The sequence below is a fragment of the Vreelandella glaciei genome (genome assembly GCF_013415125.1).
GTDB classification, from domain to species: domain Bacteria; phylum Pseudomonadota; class Gammaproteobacteria; order Pseudomonadales; family Halomonadaceae; genus Vreelandella; species Vreelandella glaciei.
The window spans coordinates 178,963-194,327 of record NZ_JACCDE010000002.1; the positions used below are offsets into that span (position 1 = coordinate 178,963).

A 15,365-nucleotide genomic window follows, 5' to 3' on the forward strand; every position below is an offset into this window, starting at 1 on the left:
CTTTAGCGAGACATAATAAATACGAGGAGAGAGATCATGACCACACAGCTTGATCAGCTCGAAGCCCGCGTGCGCGGCGCCGTCCAGGACGACCCCGCCCAGGGGATTTTCCGCTGCCACCGCAGCATGTTTACCGATCCCGCCTTCTTCGAACTGGAGATGAAGCACATCTTCGAAGGCAACTGGCTGTTCCTGGCCCACGAGAGCCAAATCGCCGAGCCGGGTGACTACATGACCGTCACCATGGGCCGCCAGCCGGTGATCATTACCCGCGACAAGCAGGGCGAACTGCACGGCCTGATTAACGCCTGCGCCCACCGTGGCGCCACGTTGTGCCGCCGTAAGCGCGGCAATAAGGGCACCTTCACCTGCCCGTTCCACGGCTGGACGTTCAAAAACGATGGCCAACTGCTCAAAGCCAAAAATGAGAAAAACGGCGCCTACCCTGACCAGTTCAAACAGGATGGCTCCCACAACCTCAAGCGCCTACCGCGCTTTGAAAACTACAAAGGCTTCCTGTTCGGCAGCCTGAGCGACGACGTGCAACCGCTTGAACAGCACCTGGGTGAAACCACCAAGGTCATCGACAACATCGTCGACCAAGCCCCCGAAGGCCTGGAAATCCTGCGTGGTACCTCGTCCTACACCTACACCGGCAACTGGAAGCTGCAAGCCGAAAACGGCGCCGACGGTTACCACGTCAGCTCCGTGCACTGGAACTACGCCTCCACCATGGAGCGTCGCAACTACGATGCGGGCGGCACCAAAGCGGTGGACGCCGATGGCTGGTCGAAAAGCAAAGGCGGCTTCTACTCCTACGAAAACGGCCACATGATGCTATGGACCCGGCTGCTCAACCCGGAAGTCCGCCCGGTGTACCAGCACAAGGACTGGATCCAAGAACAGCTGGGTGACGCCCGCGCCGACTCCATCGTCAACCAGACGCGCAACCTCTGCCTCTACCCCAACGTCTATCTGATGGACCAGTTCTCCACCCAGATCCGCGTGATCCGTCCGATCGCCGTGGACAAAACCGAAGTCACCATTTACTGCTTCGCGCCCAAAGGCGAAGCCGCCGAGGACCGGCGTGTGCGCATCCGCCAGTACGAAGACTTCTTCAACGTCTCCGGCATGGGCACGCCTGACGATCTCGAAGAGTTCCGCGCCTGCCAGGAAGGTTACAACGGCGCGCTGGCCGAATGGAATGACCTCTCCCGCGGCGCCCAACAGTGGATCGAAGGCGCCGATGAAGATGCCCAAGCGATCGACATGAAGCCCCTGCTCAGCGGCGCCTCGCCGGAAGACGAAGGGCTCTACGTGCTGCACCACCAGCACTGGGTCGCCGAAATGCTGCGCGCCATCGACAAAGAGCGCAGCCAGTTTATCGCCACCGCGTCTGCCTAATCGTCCAGCGCCTGAAGAGAGGAGAGAAGTGACATGAGCATTAGCTATCACGAGATCCAAGCCTTCCTGTACCGCGAAGCGCGTCTGCTGGACGACCGGGAGTGGGACGAGTGGCTTACCTTGTATCGTCAGGACGCCGAGTTCTGGATGCCGGCCTGGGACGACGACGACCAGCTCACTCGCGACCCGCACAGCGAGATCTCACTGATCTACTACCCCAACCGGGAAGGGCTGGAAGACCGGGTCTACCGGATCAAGACCGAGCGCAGTGGGGCGAGTACGCCGGAGCCGCGCACCACGCATCAGGTGACCAATCTGGAAATCCTGTCGCACGAGGGCGACACGGTCACCCTGCGGTTTAACTGGCACACGCTCAACCACCGCTACAAGAAAACCGACAGCTTCTTCGGCACGTGCTTCTACACCCTGGACGTGTCGGGAGAGACGCCGCTGATCACAAGAAAAGTTGTGCAGCTGAATAACGACTATATCCATCAGGTCATTGATGTTTACCACGTGTAATCGGTGCTGATGAAGACAGGGATGTCGCTTGTCTTGCTATCGCGTGAAGCGATAGCAAGTTGAAAATGAAAATTTAAAAACAACTTAACCCTGGTGAAAATATAATGAAAACATTTAAAAAGACCTCCCTCGCCACTCTGCTAAGCGCTACCGCCATGTTCTCAGCTATGAACGTCGCTGCTAACGAAGACCCGGTGAAGCTCGGCTTAATGCTTCCTTATTCAGGTACTTATACAGCCCTTGGGGAAGCCATTACGAACGGAGTAAAGCTGGCTATTGAACAAGAGGGCGGTCAGTTGGGTGGCCGTGATGTGGAGTATGTCGAGCTTGATTCAGAAGCTGACCCTTCCAAAGCGCCTCAGAACATGAGCCGCCTCGTCAATGGGGACGACGTTGACTTTGTGATCGGCCCGGTACACTCCGGCGTAGCTATGGGGATGCTGCGGGTCGCCAAGCAGACCGGTGCCATCACCATCATTCCGAACGCAGGGTTGGGGGCCGCCACTAATGAGCTTTGCATGCCAAACGTCTTCCGTACTTCGTTTAGCATGTGGCAAGACAGCTACCCGATGGGCAAAGTGGCCTACGATCAAGGGCATCGTAAAGTTGTCACCATTACCTGGGATTATGCAGGTGGCAAAGAGGACCTTACTGGTTTTGAAGAGGCTTTTACTGCTGAAGGTGGTGAAATCATCGAGCAAATTTTAGTGCCGTTCCCTAGTACTGAATTTCAGAGCTATCTGACACAAATTGCCAGTCTTGAGCCTGACGCTGTCTACACCTTCTTTGCGGGCGGCGGTGGTGTCAGCTTTGTTCGAGATTATGCGGCAGCAGGCCTGAAAGAGAGTATACCGCTGCTAGGTTCAGGTTTCCTAACTGAGGGTAATTTAACGGCTCTAGGTGATGCAGGCGAAGGTGTAATGACCACGCTTCATTACGCGGAAACCCTCGAAAATGATGCTAACCAATCCTTCGTTTCAGCTTATGAAAATGCCTACGGTGAAATACCTGATACCTACGCGGTACAGGGTTATGACACAGGCATGATGCTGGTTCAGGCTCTTTCAGTACTGGGTGGCGATACCTCAAATCAGGAGCGCTTGATTGAGGTATTGGCCAACGTCCATTTGGCGAGTCCACGGGGGCCCTTGAGCTTCTCAGACTCCCACCACCCCATTCAAAATGTTTATCTACGCGAGATTCGCGACGGTAAGCACGAAGTCTTACGTATGGCTTATGAGAATCTAGAAGTACCCGATGATGCCTGTCAGATGTAACCACATCGGTATGCATTCTGGGGCGGGCATGGCTCGCCCCTCACTCAGATTCTCGGAGGGATCTTATGGATCTCGCATTTTTCAGCGTACAGCTCCTTAACGGTCTGCAGTACGGCTTGCTGCTTTTTTTGATTGCCAGCGGTTTGACGTTGATTTTCGGCATCATGGGCATCATCAATCTGGCCCACGGCGCTATGTATATGATTGGTGCCTATTTGGTTTACGACCTTACCCTGCGCTTGGGTAATTTTTGGCTGGCTATTCTGGTGGCTATTCCTATCGCTATTGCATTGGGACTTATTATTGAGCGGCTGTTTCTGGATACGCTCTACAAGCGCGATCACCTATATCAAGTATTGCTAACCTTCGGTCTGATTTTAGTGCTCAACGAAGCACAGCGGATTATTTGGGGGGGCGATGTGCATCGTGTTGCGGTGCCTGCACCGTTCGATGCCAGTATTCAGTTGACTGATAACTTGCAGTACTCGGTGTACCGCCTCTTTGTGATGGGCGTCTGCCTGGCATTGGCTGGGGTGATCTATTGGGTGATGCGGCATACGCGGCTGGGCATCATCATCCGCGCCGGCGCGGTTAATCGCGACATGGTTGAAGGGCTGGGAATCAATGTCCGTACCCTCTTTACGCTGATTTTCAGCGTGGGTGTTGCGCTCACTGCCTTTGCGGGAATGATCGCCGCACCGCTCACCTCTATCGCGCCAGGCATGGGCGATAGCATTCTCATCACTTGCTTTGTCGTCGTCGTCATCGGCGGTATTGGTTCCATTAAAGGAGCCTTTTGGGGCGCCATCATTATTGGCATGGCCACCACTTTTGGGGCGGTACTCATCCCTAGCCTTGCCAGCATGGTGATCTACCTGATTATGGCGGCGGTATTGCTGGTGAAACCGCGCGGTCTTTTCGCGTGAGGAGAGTAAGAAATGTTACATAGATATCCCAAGCGCGTTGCGTTCATCATGCTGGTATTAACGGCGTTGGTGGCTGCTTTTCCTCTCTGGGGAGAAGCGGTATTCGGTAATCAGGCCAACTTCATGTTGGAGAAACTGACCCTGATGCTGATTCTGGCCCTGTTTGCCATGAGTCTGGATCTGCTGGTAGGCATTGTGGGCTTAGTCAGTCTGGGGCATGCGCTCTTCTTCGGTTTGGGGGCCTACACTCTAGCGTTAGCCAGCCCTGATTTTAGTCCAGCGTCAATGTGGTGGATGCTGCCACTTGTTATGGGCGTCTCAGCCTGTGTCGCGTTAATCGTCGGTGTGCTGGTGATCCGCACTAAAGGCATCTTCTTCATCATGACAACGCTGGCATTTGGCCAGATGCTTTACTACTTCATTAGTACATCCCAGTTTGCGGGAGGAACCGATGGTGTTTTTATTATGTTCCGACCGAGTTTGGCATTAGGGGAGCGTACGCTGGTAGATCTTGATAACCCTTACAGCTTCTTTTACTTCTGTTTAGGGATGCTGCTTCTCGGCTACTTCTTTCTACGCTGGCTCACTCGCTCCTACTTTGGTCAAGTGCTCGACGGTATTCATGACAACGAGCACCGAATGCAGGCCTTAGGCTATGCCACCAGTGGCTACAAACTGGTTGCCTTTGTTATCGCTGGGGTAATGGCGGCGGTTGCTGGCATGTTGGCGGCGATGCAGTACGGCTTCGCTAATCCGGCTCAGCTTGGCTGGCACACCTCTGGCGAAGTGCTAATGATGCTGATTTTAGGCGGCATGGGTACCATTTTTGGGCCCATCTTAGGCGCCTTCGCCTACGAGATTCTGCTCTACCTATATGAGCATGCCACGACTCACTGGCCCATCCTGATGGGGCTGACCATTATCGCTGCCGTACTAGTGCTTCCACGGGGCATTGCCGGCTTGATAATCGCGCCACCCTGGCGCCGCAAGCGTCAAACAGCCTCCGAAGCCGTGTCCGAGAAAGAGAATGCGTCGATAGCTACCTCAGCTCAACCCGTTACACAGCGTAAGGAGAACTAAGCCATGCGCGACGAGATTGTCTTGGCCACCCATGGTTTGACCCGACGCTTTGGTGGTTTAGTGGCGGTTAACGATGTTGATTTTGATGTTAAGGCCAATGAGATACACGCCATCTTGGGTCCTAATGGTGCGGGTAAAAGCACGTTGATTAATTTGCTTTCTGGCGAGATCCCGCCCTCTGAAGGACAAGTGCTTTACCGCCAACAACCGATTCAGGGTAAAAGCGCGCGCCAGATCGCGCGTATGGGGATTGGCCGTAGCCACCAGAAGACCAATATCTTCCCACGTCTTAGTTGCCTACAGAACTGCGAGCTGGCGGCGCGTATTCATATGGGCGGTGTGTTTGGCAGCTGGCGTTCGCGTCAAACAGCACAAAAGGTGAGCGAGCGTGCTCAAGAGGTGCTAGATACCTGCCAATTGAATCATCGCGCTCATACGACAGCATCCGATATGAGCTATGGCGAACAGCGTCAGTTGCAGATCGCGATGGTGCTAGCGACAGCACCGTCGCTGATGCTGCTGGATGAGCCAATGGCGGGGATGGGGCGTGAAGAGACGGCTCAGGTCACGGAGCTGCTCGCTAGTTTAACGGATCGTTATACTTTGGTGCTGATTGAGCACGATATGGATTCGGTCTTCCGATTGGCCGATCGCATTACCGTTATGGTCGATGGCTGTGTGTTGGAGAGTGGTCCAACAGAACAGATACGTACTAGCGAAAAGGTACGCGATGTCTATCTGGGGCGTCATGATGAGGGGGCAACCGCATGAGCGCAGAGCAAACAAGTACACCATTGATTGATGCCCGGGGGCTGCATACTTACTACGGTGAGAGCCATATTTTGCACGGGGTGAATTTGACCCTGATGCCCGGCGAAACACTGAGTCTTCTGGGCCGCAATGGGATGGGCAAGACTACTACGTTGAAGTCGATACTGGGCTTTGTCCCCCCGCGGCGTGGCGAGGTGTTTATTAAGGGCGTCTCGGCTACCAAGCGGCGTCCTTGGCAACTCATTCGCCAAGGGATCGGCTACGTGCCTGAGGGGCGTGGCATTTTTCCCGGCATCAGTGTGCGTGAGCATTTAATTATGGCCGCACGCCCTAATGAGCGCGGAGAGTCCCCTTGGACGCTGGAGCGAGTCCTGGATACATTTCCACGCTTGGGTCAACGTATTAACCACGATGGCTCTTTTCTTTCGGGCGGCGAGCAGCAGATGCTGTCTATTGGTCGCGCGCTGACAACAAATCCTGACTTGATGATCCTTGATGAGGCGACCGAAGGACTCGCCCCGCTGATCCGAGATGAAATCTGGAAGATCATACGAGAGGTCAAGGCGACCGGCATTTCGACCATTATTGTCGATAAAAATATCGATAACCTTCTTAAGATAGCAGAAAAACATCTGCTGCTGGTCAAGGGGGAAGTGGTCTATAGCGGTGATTCCCAGGGGCTAAAAGACAATCCTTCAATCCTTGAAACCCATCTCGGCGTCGCCTGACATGGCTCCGGCAAGCGGATGCTTGCCGGAATTGATGTCGGCTATCGCGTTAAATTCATTGATACAGGGAAATGTGTTGCATGCAATTTCACAAGCAATTGCTAAAGGACCTATCGATTCCGGCAATCGCTGCTGGCTTTGTGGCAGTGCTGGTCTCTTACTCTGGCCCCTTGGCGATCTTTTTTCAGGCAGCCCAGAGCGCCGAAATATCCAGCGCCATGATGACGTCTTGGGTCTGGGCAATCTCTATCGGCGCAGCAGTCTCGGGTATCTTTTTAAGCCTGTGGTTAAAAGTCCCGGTGGTGACCGCTTGGTCGGCGCCTGGGACTGCGTTATTAGTGACTCTTTTCCCAGGGCTGTCACTTAATGAAGCGATAGGTGCTTACTTGACGGCAGCAATGATCATTTTCGTGATCGGTGTTACTGGCTCTTTTGACCGAATTATCCGGATGATCCCCCCTGGTATCGCCAGCGCGATGATGGCAGGCATCCTGTTCCAATTTGGTGTAGGCGTTTTCGTCTCATTGGAAAGCGTACCGGCGTTGGCGATTGGTATGATTATCGCTTATTTACTATTTAAGCGACTTACGCCTCGCTACAGCTTAGTGCTGCTTTTGATTGCCGGGGTTACTTTGGCAGTTTTGTTAGAAGGCGCAAGCCTGGAAGGTGTTTCCGTTCAGTTTGCGGATCCACAGTTTATCCGCCCCGAGTGGACGTGGAACGCTACCTTGAGCCTGGCTATTCCGCTGGTTTTGGTCAGTCTGACGGGGCAATTCTTGCCCGGTATGGCCATTTTGCGTACCTCAGGTTACTCCACCCCGGCCAAACCAATCGTAATTGTGGCCAGTTTAACGTCATTCTTTACCGCTTTTTTCGGCGGTATTACGACGGTTATCGCTGCGATTACGGCAGCCATCTGCACCAGCAAGGAAGCGCACGAAGACCCTGATAAGCGCTATGTTGCGGGGGTGGCAAACGGCGTTTTCTATCTAATTGGTGGCATCTTTGCTGGCACTATTGTGGCGCTATTTACCTCATTGCCGGGGGAATTTGTGGCCGTACTGGCGGGCCTTGCGCTGATTGGCGCCATCAGTAGTAATATCAGCGCGTTTGCTGCCGAAAAGAGTCACTTGGAAGCCTCTGTCATTACCTTCATTGCCACGGCATCTGGCATTAGCTTTTTAGGGCTAGGCTCTGCCTTTTGGGGAGTCGTTGTTGGGGCGCTTGCCTACAACCTGCTGCATCGACGTTTTAACTCGCTTAACCATAAAACCCAATAACAGTAGACACTACTTAAGCGGTAGCTGGAGTGTAACCATGGAAAAGATCGTTGTGGCAATTGATGACAGTGAAGGCGCTTTGCATGCACTAGAGTTTGGCCAAAAGTTTGCAAACCAACTAGGCATGGATGTAAGCGCTATCTCAGTGGTGCCAGCGCAGGATGAGATAGCCGCCAGGCGGGTTAAACTGCAGGAGCGCCTATCGAAGCATCATTGCGAAACAGTACACATTGATGTCGTTTCCCATGATAGCGCTAAGGAATACCTCGGTGAGCTTGCCAGCCGTGAAGATACCGGGCTATGCATGATGGCGCATGGGCGCCGCCCGGTGCCCGAAATGCTGATAGGCAGTGTAACTGCCGGTGTTGTACGTCGAGCCCATCGACCGGTTTACCTGTGTGGCCCACGCTATGACAGCCGTGCTCACCACCGCGTTGAAGTGTTAGCCGTTTGCGTCGATGGCTCTAAGCTATCCGAGCAAATCTTGCCCTATGCTTCTGCCTTAGTGAAGCGCTTGGGGGCTCGGTTACAGCTGCTGCAAGTAATGGATGCTGCCGCTAGAAAACCAACGACGTTAGGTCATACCGATGTCATGGAGTCAGCCTACTTGACCGCTTTGGCACGCCGTGTCGAGAGTGAGCAAGCGCTTGAGGTTGACTGGGAGGTGCTGCATGGCGACCCCGCGGATTCTATCGTCAGCTACTTAGCGGGTAGCCATAATACCATGCTTGCCATGACAACCCATGGGCATAGTGGTCTTTCGCAAGTAGTGGCCGGCAGCGTTAGCCATGAAGTGCTGCACGAAACGTCCTGTCCAGTGGCCGTACTGCGTCCATAAAGGAGGGGGTTATGGGTAACGACCGGAGCGGCGGTTTTCCACGAGTACATTTAAAATAGTATTGGCTTCCTGCATAAGGGGAGAGGGTTTTTCGCCGCGCCGACGGCTGCAAATGACGGGTGAGGTAATGGTTTTGTCTGCCAGTGCTACGTAAGTGATGCCGTCTCGCTGGACACGTTTTACCTGTTCTGGAACCAGTGTAATGCCAATGCCTGAGGCGACGAGGCTAAGCGCCGTCTGAACCTCGTTGGCCTCCTGTACCACCTCAACCTTTAAACCTTGGCGGCGGAAAATGCCTAGTACCATGTCTGCCAAGCTAGGGCGTGGTTTTGCGGGAAAGAGGATTAGTGGATAGCGAGCCAGTTCTTCGCAGGTAGGGGTGGTGCCTTCTAATGGATGACCGCTTGATAGGGCGGCAATAAATGGCTCATCGAAGAGAATTTCCTGCTCGACATCCGGGTCGTCAATGCGAAGACGCCCAAATCCCATATCAATGCGACCAGCTTTGAGCGCCTGAATTTGTTGTACGGTGGTAAGCTCTGCCAATGAGAGCTCAACATTATCCATATGGCGCAAATCACGCACGAGCATAGGGAGTTGTCCGTAAAATACGGAGGGTACAAAGCCAATGCCAAATAGTGCACGTTTGCTACGTGCCATGTGTCGAGTGGCGTCGATGGTGACTTCTACTTTCTCTAAAATTTGTAAGGCGTGTTGCTGAAAGAAAACCCCCGGCGGGGTCAGGCGTAAGCCTCTTGAGCTGCGTTCAAACAATTCGGCGCCTACTTCTTGTTCTAACTGCTTAATTTGTCGTGAAAGAGGCGGCTGTGACATATGCAAGCGTTCAGCAGCACAAGTGAAATTAAGCTCTTCGGCTACAACACAAAAGTACCTCAGGTGGCGTAGTTCCATGATACCTCCAAGGTATGAGCGGCTACTTAAACAATATTGGCTTTGTCATTCGCTTGTTAGCATGCTGGCGATGCTTTTCACGTATTGAGGCAACTTAAAAACCAGCCTAACCAAGCGCCATAACGCTACCAGCATTTAAACGTTTAAAAGCGAAATATCGACTACGACTTTAGTAAAGAACGCTAGAATAAAAGGAGGTAGGCCTGCCATGTATGCGCGTATTTTAGTTCCTGTCGACGGCTCTGAGAGCGCTAAACAAGCTTTGAAAGTAGCTTGCAAGCTGCTGGATAGAGAAGGCTCCATGCTCTACTTACTACATGTACCTGAAACGCTTACCTATGCGACCACACTGGTATGGGGCATTGGTGCGATTGATGCTGGTACTACGCTTGCTGAACGCGAGAAGTTGGGTGAACAGCTATTGGCCCAGGCGGTGAGCTCCGCGCAGGCAGAGGGCGCTAAGCACATTGAAGAGTTGCTGACGGAAGGTGACCCAGCCCGCGCCATTATAGAGGCCGCCAATGCCAATAATGTCGATGCCACTGTGATGGGCAGCCGGGGACTAAGCGACTTGGCTGGTGTGGTGATTGGCAGTGTATCGCACAAAGTGAGCCATTCAGCCAAGTGTCCTGTGATTACGGTGAGCCAATAAAAAGCAGCGGCGATATCTGCCCGCACCTCTCCCGATACAGTTTTCAATCTGCAGAAATTTACTTGTCGCCTAACACAGCCTAGCCCATGTTTTTAGCAAGACGCTATAACTCAGGGTATTGGCTAAAAACGAAACGTTAGGACGTTTGAAAATGACAAAATTTTTCCAGGAATTTCGAGAGTTCGCGGTAAAAGGCAACGTCGTCGATATGGCGGTGGGGATCATTGTCGGCGGGGCGTTTACGCTGATTGTGCAGAGCCTGGTGGCGGATGTGATGAACCCGCTGATTGGCTTGTTGGTGGGCGGTGTGGGTTTTTCCAAACCTTAGCCACTAAAAAGGGCGCCTATGAAGGCGCCCTTGAGCGGTATAGCAGAAGCGCCGCTACGCGCTTTTTTTAATGGTTTTGCTCTCTTTTTGCTTACTGTCGGGCTTTTTGCTGTCGTTAGCATCGCTGGGTTGCGGCAGCGATGGCAGCGATTTGGCCAACATCTCAACACTGTGGCGGTAGTAGAGCTGACTCTTGTTATGCTCGCCCAGGCTTGCATAGAGGCGCGCAAGCTCAGCGCAGACTTCTCCATTGGGGCGCTGACGCTGGCTGGCTTCAAAGTACTCGAGTGCTTTCTGCCATTGGCCGATACGCAGCGAGAGGCGACCACAAGCGAGCAGCAGCTCTGGGTCGTTGGGGCGTTCCTGCAGCCACTTCTCGGCTTTAGCAAGTTGGCGTGCCGCATCTACGTTTAGCAGGCCGTAGCGTTTCACCAGCCGCGCGTCCCAGTGGTGATCCAGCGAATGGTTGAGCAAGCGCTCGGCAATTGGCTCTTCGTTGGCTTGAATCAGCGCTTCGCTGTATAGCACGATCAGCTCGGTGTTGCCGCGCAGGTAGTCGGGCATGTCGGCCCAAAGGCCACGCACCCGCTCAATGTTGGTGGGGTTTTGCGCTTCAAACACGATAAGTTCGCGATAGGCTTTAAACTCAAGCTGTTCACGCTCTTGCTGGGTAATGAGCTTCTGCGCCGCCAAGCGTGGAATCAAACGCCTTAAGCCTTCCCAATCGTTGACGCTTAAGTGCACCTGCTTGAGAAGCTTGAGCACCTGCGGGTGGTTGGAGAGCTTCTTATCCAGGCGATTTAGAATCGCCAGCGCTTCTTCGGGCTGCTGACGCTCAATCATCATTTGCGCTTGCATCAGGCCAACGGCGGTATCGGCACCGTCGGTGGTTAGCTGTGCCTGATTCAGGTGCTCCTGGGATTTCACGTGGTGGCCCTGGTAATGGGCCGCCAGCGCTGCGGATAGGTAGTTGACCAGCGGTGTGCTGGAGTCATCGGCGGCATTAACCAGGGTTTTTTCGGCCTTTTTCCAGCGCCCTTCGGTCAGTGCTACCAGACCACGCACAGTGCGCTGCATGGCGCGACGGTTACGGGCGCGGCTGTTCCAGCTACGAAAACGCCCCATGGGGCGAATAATACCGCTGAGCAAACGCAGCACGAAGTGTAGGACGATAAAGGCGGCAAACAGCAGTACCAGACCAAACCAAAACGATGTCTGGATGGAGGAGTCGCCCACGCGGATCAGCCAGTAGCCGGGCACCGACATCATCAGATGCCCGAACAGGGCCCCGACGGCGAGGCCTGCGACAATGAGGAGAACAAGCTTTCTCATGAATCACCTCCGCTTTGGCCACGCGTCTCATAGCGGTTGTCGATAAAGCGTGCAAGTTCCTGCTGTGAAGCGCTGATGTCGGGCAGCTCGGGTTTTACCTCGGCTTCCTTGAGCTCTTGAAGGCGCGCAATAACGCTTTGGGTCTCTTCGCGAGTGGTGTCGTAGTAGTCGTTCAGCAGTTGCAGCGCTTTGTCGATACTCGCGTCATAAAGCTCTTTCTCTTCGTTGAGCAGGGCCAGCTGTGTCTGCTCCAGCACTAAGCGCAGGCTTTGGCGCAGGTAAGACTCTTGCTCCGGAGTAATCAGCGCTTCCAGCGCTTCATCGTGATGGCGAACCACCACCAGGTCTTTAAGCTCTTCACCGAAGCGCGCCAGCTGGCGCTGGAAAGTGCCGGTCGGCGGCTGTTCGATGCTGGAGGTTACCGCTTGCTCCTCAATTTCTTGAGAGAGTCGCAGAGAGGAGATACGTTCCTGCTGGGCATTGAGCGCTAGGTAGAGGCCGGTACGGTCAACCTGGGGCACGGCGTCCAGCGCGGCTAGCTCATTGGCAATGGCTTCGCGTACGGGCGTCAACGCTGGGTTATCAGCATCAACTAGGCGCGCATCGGCGGTACGCAGCAGTGCGGCCGCGCCGTCAACGTCGCCTTCCAGTTGCAAGCGCTGATTGGCCAGGCGTAGCAGGTAGGCAGCTTCGGCATGCAGCCACTCGCGCTCGTCGGTATCCTGCTCCTGAGAGAGCTGATCCAGCACTTGGCCTAGGGTCTCATCAACGTCGCTGCGGTAGCTGTCAAATTCATCACGCAGGTCGCCCAGAGTGCTCTGCAACGCTTCATCGCGCTCGGCTTCGCCGCTATCCAGGCGTGATTCAAGGTCGCTAACCGCCTGCTGTGAGGCGCTACCTTCAGCCTGTTGCGCCAGTTCGTCGAGGCGCTGCTGCTGATTATCCAGGCGTTGCCAACCTTGCCAAGCGACGAACGCTAGGGCAATCGCCAGAATAATCACCAGGGCAATTGCCAGGCCGCCACTTTTACCACCACCGCCGCTCTGGCCGCTACCGCTACCGCTGCCTTTGTGGCCGGTGGGCGGCGAGGTGCCCGCCGATGACTTGTCGCTGGTCGGCTTTGACGAGCCGGCGCTTGAAGATGGCGAACTAGAGGTCGACCCACTTGAGGAGGAAGAGCCTGGCTGAGCGGCACTCGGTGACGATGAGCCTGTGCTGCTGGGCGTCGAGGTATCTGCCGGTTTTGCCGCGCTGCTAGCAGCGGTTGAACTCGCAGTGGACGAGCCCTTTCCACGCCGCCGCGACCGACTATTTTTAGCACCACTCTGAGCAGGTGTTGTAGAGCTCGGCGGTGTGTTCGGCGTGCTGGGCTCAGTCGCGTCGGTCGTGGAAGCTGCTTTGTCGGTCGTTTTAGGGACGCCTTGAGAGGCATCGGAGGACGTCGGTTGTACATCGTCCTGATCGTTTACTTGTTTGCTCATGTGTCGCTAGCCCTTAGTAAGTTCCTTGATCGACATCGGCACCCTGTGGGTCGCAGGTCTCCAACGCCGCTATCAACGCAGCTGGCGTAGCTCCGGACGCCACCTTAAGGTCACAAAAACCCAGTATGCCAGCCAGTGTAGCCAAACGGCGACTGGAAACGATTAGCGGTTGGTTCAAGGCCGCCTGATTGCACCATTTTGCCAGATGTTCCAGCAGTTCGCTGCTGGTGACGATCAACGCCCGGTAATTACCTGAAGAAAGACGCGTTTGTAGCGTGGGGGCAAGGGGTTGAAACCTGCGTCGATACACCGCAGCTCGTGTTACCAGTGCCCCCCGTTCGGCAAGCGTTTCAGCGAGCAGCGGGCGGCCACCTTCACCCGCCACCAGTAGAATACGCTGGTGCGCTAACTGCTGTAACGAGGCAAGCGCCAGCAGTGCTTCGCTGGTATCTTCGCCGGCACTCAGATCAGGCACATGCACGCGGACACCCAACTGATCATAAAGCGTCGCTGCTGTGGCGCTGCCAACGCTGTAGTAGTCAATGCCAATAGGCAACTGCGGCCAGAAGCGATCCAGCGCTTCACTTAAGCAAGTGGCCGCAAAGGGACTGATGACTATTATCTTATGGTACTGATCAATATCCAGCCAGATACGCCGCATTTCAGGGGTTTCTGGTAAGGCTTCGAGTTGCATCACATTGAGTGATTCAACGTTCTCGCCTCGCTCGCGCAGAGCAGCGGCCAACGCTTCACCGCGCTCGCCGGGGCGGCAGATCAGTACCGGTTGGCTCATATGGCGCGGCCGTAAACCTCAGCCAGAATATCGCCAGCGCCCTGGTCGAGCAGCTCTTCGGCAATGCGAATGCCCAGCGCTTCCGGTTCATGCATCGAGCCGCGGCCTTCAGCGCGCAGCACTTCGGTGCCCTCTGGGTTGCCCACTAAGCCACGTAGCCACAGGGTTTCATTGTCAATATCCAGCACCGCGTGGCCCGCAATGGGTACTTGGCAGCCGCCCTCTAAGCGCGTGTTCATGGCCCGTTCGGCGCGTACGCGGGTCGCGGTATCCGCGTCATCAAGCGGGGCTAGCAAGGCAATCAGCTCGGGATCATGCAGGCGGCACTCAATGCCTAGGGCACCTTGGCCGCAGGCGGGCAGGCACACTTCCGGCGGTAGTGCCTGGGCAATCCGCTCATCCAAGCCCAACCGCTTGAGGCCGGAGGTCGCCAGAATGATGGCGTCAAATTCGCCCGCGTCTAATTTACCCAGCCGAGTTTGCACGTTGCCGCGCAGATTAAGAATTTGCAGGTCGGGGCGAGCTTCACGCATCTGCAGGCCGCGGCGTAGGCTGGCGGTGCCAATACGCGCCCCTTCGGGAAGCTCATCAATGCTAGAGTAATGGTTGGATACAAACGCATCGGTAGGGTCGGCGCCCTCTAGGATGACCGACAGGCCCAGCCCTTCGGGGAAGTGCATGGGTACATCTTTCATCGAGTGGACGGCAATATCGGCACGACCGTCCAGCATGGCGTCTTCCAGCTCTTTGACGAACAGCCCTTTACCGCCAATTTTTGAAAGCGGCGTATCGAGAATTTTGTCGCCCTTGGTAGACAGTGCCACAAGCTCGACCTCAAGGCCGTCGTGGGCCGCCATTAAGCGGTCGCGAACGTACTCAGCCTGCCACATGGCCAGTTGGCTTTTACGTGTGGCAATGCGCAGTTTGGTGATTGATAGCACGTTATTCTCCCTATACCGCAGACACGGCGAGTCAAGCTATGATAAGTGTCATCATAAAGCACCTAGCGCCACAGTAAAAATAACGGCGTTAATGTTGGCT

At 54.9% G+C, this 15,365-nt stretch carries 15 protein-coding genes and 1 pseudogene; 11 read left to right on the forward strand and 5 right to left on the reverse strand.

Annotated elements, in window-relative coordinates:
- Positions 1–36: 36 nt before the first annotated feature.
- The 9 genes from HZS80_RS02080 to HZS80_RS02120 all read left to right on the forward strand — a co-directional run bounded on the left by HZS80_RS02080 (position 37) and on the right by HZS80_RS02120 (position 8,826).
- Positions 37–1,404 carry a Rieske 2Fe-2S domain-containing protein gene (locus tag HZS80_RS02080; protein ID WP_179915020.1) on the forward strand — a complete coding sequence of 456 codons (1,368 nt, stop codon included), beginning with the start codon at positions 37–39 and terminating at the stop codon, positions 1,402–1,404.
- 33 nt (positions 1,405–1,437) lie between these two features.
- On the forward strand, positions 1,438–1,926 hold the full coding sequence (gene benB / locus HZS80_RS02085; protein ID WP_179915021.1) for a benzoate 1,2-dioxygenase small subunit: 489 nt from the start codon (positions 1,438–1,440) through the stop codon (positions 1,924–1,926).
- A 104-nt stretch (positions 1,927–2,030) separates the two neighbouring features.
- Positions 2,031–3,203: an ABC transporter substrate-binding protein gene (locus tag HZS80_RS02090; RefSeq protein ID WP_179915022.1), complete on the forward strand. Its 1,173-nt coding sequence runs from the start codon at positions 2,031–2,033 to the stop codon at positions 3,201–3,203.
- A 65-nt stretch (positions 3,204–3,268) separates the two neighbouring features.
- Positions 3,269–4,129, forward strand: a complete 861-nt coding sequence (locus tag HZS80_RS02095) for a branched-chain amino acid ABC transporter permease (RefSeq protein WP_022521206.1) — start codon at positions 3,269–3,271, stop codon at positions 4,127–4,129.
- A gap of 12 nt (positions 4,130–4,141) precedes the next feature.
- Positions 4,142–5,209: a branched-chain amino acid ABC transporter permease gene (locus HZS80_RS02100; RefSeq protein ID WP_179915023.1), complete on the forward strand. Its 1,068-nt coding sequence runs from the start codon at positions 4,142–4,144 to the stop codon at positions 5,207–5,209.
- 3 nt (positions 5,210–5,212) lie between these two features.
- Entirely contained in the window at positions 5,213–5,980 is a 768-nt protein-coding gene (locus HZS80_RS02105; protein ID WP_133731900.1) for an ABC transporter ATP-binding protein, read from the forward strand.
- Positions 5,977–6,708 carry an ABC transporter ATP-binding protein gene (locus HZS80_RS02110; RefSeq protein WP_133731901.1) on the forward strand — a complete coding sequence of 244 codons (732 nt, stop codon included), beginning with the start codon at positions 5,977–5,979 and terminating at the stop codon, positions 6,706–6,708. Before HZS80_RS02105 ends, HZS80_RS02110 begins: the two co-directional genes overlap by 4 nt.
- Positions 6,709–6,788: 80 nt before the next feature.
- The gene (locus HZS80_RS02115; protein WP_327050257.1) at positions 6,789–7,988 is read left to right on the forward strand and encodes a benzoate/H(+) symporter BenE family transporter; all 1,200 of its coding nucleotides are present in this window, start codon (positions 6,789–6,791) and stop codon (positions 7,986–7,988) included.
- 37 nt (positions 7,989–8,025) lie between these two features.
- Entirely contained in the window at positions 8,026–8,826 is an 801-nt protein-coding gene (locus tag HZS80_RS02120; protein ID WP_179915024.1) for a universal stress protein, read from the forward strand.
- A gap of 9 nt (positions 8,827–8,835) precedes the next feature.
- Here the strand turns inward: HZS80_RS02120 and HZS80_RS02125 are convergent, their stop codons facing one another.
- Positions 8,836–9,738: a LysR family transcriptional regulator gene (locus HZS80_RS02125; protein WP_133731904.1), complete on the reverse strand. Its 903-nt coding sequence runs from the start codon at positions 9,736–9,738 to the stop codon at positions 8,836–8,838.
- 208 nt (positions 9,739–9,946) lie between these two features.
- Between HZS80_RS02125 and HZS80_RS02130 the strand changes: the two genes are divergently transcribed.
- Together HZS80_RS02130 and mscL are read left to right on the forward strand one after the other, a co-directional pair.
- Positions 9,947–10,390 (forward strand): universal stress protein, encoded by a 444-nt coding sequence (locus tag HZS80_RS02130; RefSeq protein ID WP_179915025.1) that lies wholly within the window; start codon positions 9,947–9,949, stop codon positions 10,388–10,390.
- Positions 10,391–10,541: 151 nt separating this feature from the next.
- Positions 10,542–10,709, forward strand: a pseudogene (gene mscL, locus HZS80_RS02135) (large conductance mechanosensitive channel protein MscL); the annotation flags it as partial.
- 63 nt (positions 10,710–10,772) lie between these two features.
- Here mscL and HZS80_RS02140 read toward each other — a convergent pair.
- Genes HZS80_RS02140 through hemC form a run of 4 tightly spaced genes read right to left on the reverse strand, consistent with a single transcriptional unit; the run spans position 10,773 to position 15,265 of the window.
- Complete coding sequence (locus HZS80_RS02140; protein ID WP_133732189.1) at positions 10,773–12,050, reverse strand: heme biosynthesis HemY N-terminal domain-containing protein; 1,278 nt, start codon at positions 12,048–12,050, stop codon at positions 10,773–10,775.
- The gene (locus tag HZS80_RS02145; RefSeq protein ID WP_218927548.1) at positions 12,047–13,531 is read right to left on the reverse strand and encodes a uroporphyrinogen-III C-methyltransferase; all 1,485 of its coding nucleotides are present in this window, start codon (positions 13,529–13,531) and stop codon (positions 12,047–12,049) included. Before HZS80_RS02145 ends, HZS80_RS02140 begins: the two co-directional genes overlap by 4 nt.
- Before the next feature lie 13 nt (positions 13,532–13,544).
- A complete protein-coding gene (locus tag HZS80_RS02150) occupies positions 13,545–14,324 on the reverse strand; it encodes a uroporphyrinogen-III synthase (protein ID WP_179915026.1) in 780 nt (259 codons plus the stop codon).
- Positions 14,321–15,265, reverse strand: coding sequence for a hydroxymethylbilane synthase (gene hemC / locus HZS80_RS02155; RefSeq protein WP_179915027.1), 945 nt, complete (start codon positions 15,263–15,265; stop codon positions 14,321–14,323). The genes HZS80_RS02150 and hemC overlap by 4 nt, the downstream gene beginning before the upstream one ends.
- Between the last annotated feature and the right edge of the window lie 100 nt (positions 15,266–15,365).